Genomic DNA, 4313 nt, shown 5'->3' with positions numbered 1-4313 from the left:
TAAAAAAGTCTGATTTCCTCTTTGTCGCTTAATCTAATTATAATTAAATAATTTTTTTATTTATCAACCGATGTTTGCGTAGAACCAACATATTTAAAGATAGTATGAACTAAAACTAATGTCAAGACTGTTGCCATAGTATTTTACAGAGTTTTTAAGAGTTTTAAATACACATCAAAAGTACGTCTACAGAATATAAAAAAGTGTTGATTTATTTTGAATTAGAGATAAATTTAAGTAGATTTTGTTACAAAAATATGTAAATACTTTAAAAAACTTTTTATTTCATTCATAATAATTTAGATAATAAAAAATATACTTTTGGGATAGGCAGATTAAAAGGAGTTTCAAAATGAGCAAAAAGCAAATAATTATAAGAGTAGTAATTATATTTGCTATTTCTTTAGTTGTAGCGATCGCATTTTTCTTTGGTATGAAAACATATCAAGGACACCGAAACATTAAATTAGTGGATAGTTATTTAGAACAAAAGCATCTTACAGATAAAGTAAAATCTGAAAAAACGTTATATAGTGCTAAAAAGGGCGTTTATTATAAAGAAGTGGTTTTTAAGGATGAACCAAACTTAACTTATGTTATTCAACCTATTGGTACGCGTAAAGGTATTTTTTCAGAGGGATTCGATACTGAAACTAAAAAAAGTATTAAAGGTGCCAAATATAATTACTTTAATCAGAACTTTAAACCTTAATATTAAGATTTGAGCTGTATTTAGACTCAGTAGAGTAGTCTATGTACAGCTTTTTTATATCTAAATTAATAGTTTTAGTTAAATCAAATATTGACAATAATAAATACGATTAAAAATTTTATATCCCAATTTTGAATTATCTGATATAATTAAGCGATGTCAGATGAAGGGGGTTCCAACATGACTCTGTTCAAGAGAAAGATTAGCTTACCGATGCAAGTTTTAATTGCTTTGGTGCTAGGTGTAGTTGTAGGTTTATTATTGTTTGGGCAAACAAATGTAGCAAATTATATTAAGCCTTTCGGTGACATTTTCTTAAATTTAATTAAAATGATCATCATTCCAATTGTCTTCTGTGCATTAGCATTATCTATTTCAAATTTAGGGGATTCGAAAAAGATAGGTAGCTATGGATGGAAAGCAATTCTTTACTTTGAAATTATAACAACAATTGCAATCGCTTTAGGATTAATTATTGGTAACTTATTCAAACCAGGTGCAGGATTAGATCCTCATAAATTACCTAAAGGCGACATTACTAAATATCAAACATCTGCTTCAGCAGCAGAACAATCTACATATGGGAATCACTTTATTGATACCATTGTAAACATTGTACCAACAAACATATTTGAAGCATTAACTAAAGGTGAATTATTACCTATCATCTTCTTTGCAGTCTTCTTTGGATTAGGATTAGCTGCAATAGGGGAAAAAGCAGATCCTGTAAAAGGATTCTTAAATGGTGTATTAGAAGCAGTATTTTGGATGATTAACCAAATCTTAAAATTGGCACCAATTGGTGTATTTGCATTTATTTGTACAACAGTTATGACATTTGGAGCCGCAGCATTACTTCCATTATTAAAACTTGTGCTAGTCGTAGTATTTGCAATGGTCTTCTTCGTGATTGTAGTTTTAGGCATAGTTGCTAGAATGGTTGGCATTAGCATTTTCTCAATTATTAAAATTTTGAAAGATGAATTATTGCTTGCTTTCTCAACTTCAAGTTCTGAAGCGGTATTACCAATTATGATGAATAAAATGGAAAAATTTGGTGCACCAAGAGATGTCACATCATTTGTAATTCCAATTGGTTATTCATTTAACTTAGATGGTTCAGCCTTATACCAATCTATCGCTGCATTATTCGTAGCTCAAATGTATGGTATCCATTTATCAATTTCTGAACAAATTATTTTAATGGTAACATTAATGGTAGCATCTAAAGGTATGGCCGGTGTACCAGGCGTTTCAATCGTAGTATTACTTACAACATTAGGTGCAATGGGCTTACCAGCTCAAGGTCTTGCTTTAATTATTGGCGTTGACCGATTATTAGACATGGTGCGTACATGTGTTAACGTAATTGGTAACGCATTATCATCAATTGTTATCTCTAGATGGGAAAATGTTTATGATAAAGAAAAGGGTAAAAAATATTTACAATCAATTTAAAAAAGAAATCTGACATTTTTTGTACCGAGTCGTTATGTACTCGGTACTTTTTTATTGAGGAAAATTTACAAAAAAATAACTCCCTCGAAAAAATTATTTTTATGCGAGGGAGTTATAATTTTAATTACATACCTTTCATGTCACCCATGTCATGAATTTTCATCATTAATCCATGAGGTACATCATCATGTTTTACTTTAGATACCCTTGAAAATTTATCTGAACCTTTTTCTTTTACAAGGAATACAAAATCACCTTTTTTAACATTAACATCAGTATCTGAAGGTAATTGAACATTTTTCTCAACTTTTTCAGTTTGTTCACTGACCATCTTTTCGATAGTATGGCTATCTTTCATATAACCATAGTAAGTTTCTTTTTGTCCTCCAGTCATCATCATGATAACTAATACAACACAAATGATAAGCATGATTGCACTTAAAGCAATGCCTAATCCTAAGCCTTTTTTATTTTTCATTATGTAGCTCCTTTGAAAGTACTATCTCATTTATACAAAATAAAGTATTAAAATGCAATAAAATACTAAAAACAATATATTCAAATGTGTCATTATTATTACATATAAAACAATAAAGTAGGCTGAAACATTTTATTTTTGTCTCAGCCTCTTCTATATATTATCAAATTAAATTTTTATAATTCGATTGTTACGGGTGTATCGATTTCATCATCATTCATAAGTGTAATTGTTTTAGGGTTAACTTTTAAGACGCATAAATCTGGATCTTCTTTTGAATCAAAGAAAGTCTTGTCTTGTGTTTCCCATAACCAATCAATTACTTTTTGGTCTTTCACAATTTCCATTGTTGCTTCAATTTCAACAAAACTATTATTTGTTGTTTCATTAAATCCTAAAAGAATGTAAGCATTAGGGTTACTTTCAATTTCATCAACTTTAGCAGTTTTAGTACTTGTCTTCGTATATAAATCTAAACCGTCATTATAAAATACCATGTATCTACTATTTGGCTTGTTATTATAAGCAGTTGATAATACACCAATTTTAGACTCTTTTAAAACCTTTTCGATTGTTTGAGTAGCTTGTTGTTTATCCAAACTCATCATCTCCTTATTAGTTTATATTACCTAAATCACTTAGTATTAAACTTAAAGACAATAATTGCTTAAACAGGTTTAATACAAATATATTTCACCTCATCATGCTGCAACGTTATTTGAAATGTTACATGATTTTTTTCTTGAATAAATAATTCAGTTTTAGGGTGATTAGAGCGGTCTAATTGTTTCATAATGCTTTTTTCAATATAGACAGGCAATTTGTCCTGTGGCATTAAATTTTGAATAGATCCATGTTCATTATTAAGTGTGCTTATAATAAATAATGAGTTTTCGTTTAATTTATTTTGAAAATGATAGTGCTGTTTGCTATCTGATAAATAACGGTCATTAATTTTATTAAAAAGAATAAAATGATAATTGCCGTCTTTACGACTCATAAGATAATTATTCGCAATTGTGATAGGTTCATCTACAAATGCAGTAATAAATTGATACAAGTGCATAATTGGAAGAATGCTTCCATGATTATTGAATAATGAAATATACATAGGGTCATTTTCAATTAGTTTATAACAGATACCGCCACCATATTTTAGTAAGGCAGTTAAATGGCATACCAAATCAGATAGTTGCAATGGGTGAGCGCCATTATTTGTATATTTAAAACAACGTAGCGACAGACTACTATATACAAATTGGGTTGACGGAATTTTAGAATCTTCAATAAAACGAATATAGTTTTCAAAATGTGTACTCGCATGGGTAAAGCCACGTTGCTTATCTATCAATACATTTTTTGTATTAATGTTTTCAATATCTACAAAGTAGTAGTCAAAGTTCATACGATTCATAATATCGTAAGTCTCTTGTAAGGTATCATATTGATGTAGTAAGCCATCTACAATTAAACCAAATTTAATTGCGCGATTTTTATTTTTTAATTTTAGATGAGCTAAATGTATATCTTGAATAGATATTGTTGCTGTATCAAAAACTAGCATAAATTTAACAATTTTTTTATTCCATTTATAATCCTGATTATTATGTATAAATGAAATAATCAAACGATAAATTTCTTTGAATTCAGCTTTATTTTTAATGG

General features: G+C 28.8%; 5 protein-coding genes. 2 read left to right on the top strand and 3 right to left on the bottom strand.

The window, feature by feature from the left end; translation table 11 throughout:
• Nucleotides 1-352: 352 nt before the first annotated feature.
• Both CD128_RS04375 and CD128_RS04370 read left to right on the top strand, forming a co-directional pair.
• Complete coding sequence (locus CD128_RS04375; RefSeq protein WP_103328847.1) at nt 353-712, top strand: DUF3139 domain-containing protein; 360 nt, start codon at nt 353-355, stop codon at nt 710-712.
• 180 nt (nt 713-892) lie between these two features.
• A complete protein-coding gene (locus CD128_RS04370; RefSeq protein WP_103328846.1) occupies nt 893-2170 on the top strand; it encodes a cation:dicarboxylate symporter family transporter in 1278 nt (425 codons plus the stop codon).
• Nucleotides 2171-2294: 124 nt separating this feature from the next.
• Here the strand turns inward: CD128_RS04370 and CD128_RS04365 are convergent, their stop codons facing one another.
• From CD128_RS04365 to rsp, 3 genes are all read right to left on the bottom strand, one after another.
• Nucleotides 2295-2648, bottom strand: coding sequence for a DUF4889 domain-containing protein (locus CD128_RS04365; protein WP_103328845.1), 354 nt, complete (start codon nt 2646-2648; stop codon nt 2295-2297).
• Between the two features lie 176 nt (nt 2649-2824).
• Nucleotides 2825-3247 carry a pyridoxamine 5'-phosphate oxidase family protein gene (locus CD128_RS04360; RefSeq protein ID WP_103328844.1) on the bottom strand — a complete coding sequence of 141 codons (423 nt, stop codon included), beginning with the start codon at nt 3245-3247 and terminating at the stop codon, nt 2825-2827.
• A 68-nt stretch (nt 3248-3315) separates the two neighbouring features.
• Nucleotides 3316-4313: AraC family transcriptional regulator Rsp (gene rsp, locus CD128_RS04355; RefSeq protein WP_231917255.1), on the bottom strand; the 998-nt coding region annotated here is incomplete at its 5' end.

The organism is Staphylococcus croceilyticus, from assembly GCF_002902575.1.
GTDB classification, from domain to species: domain Bacteria; phylum Bacillota; class Bacilli; order Staphylococcales; family Staphylococcaceae; genus Staphylococcus; species Staphylococcus croceilyticus.
The sequence above is the reverse complement of the archived record's forward strand: the minus strand, read 5'-3'. Positions and strand labels throughout refer to the sequence as shown.

Bases quoted from the DNA above. Each gene is read 5' to 3' on its own strand.
- CD128_RS04370 (WP_103328846.1), top strand. From the start codon at position 893: ATGACTCTGTTCAAGAGAAAGATTAGCTTACCGATGCAAGTTTTAATT.
- CD128_RS04375 (WP_103328847.1), top strand. From the start codon at position 353: ATGAGCAAAAAGCAAATAATTATAAGAGTAGTAATTATATTTGCTATT.
- CD128_RS04365 (WP_103328845.1), bottom strand. From the start codon at position 2,648: ATGAAAAATAAAAAAGGCTTAGGATTAGGCATTGCTTTAAGTGCAATC.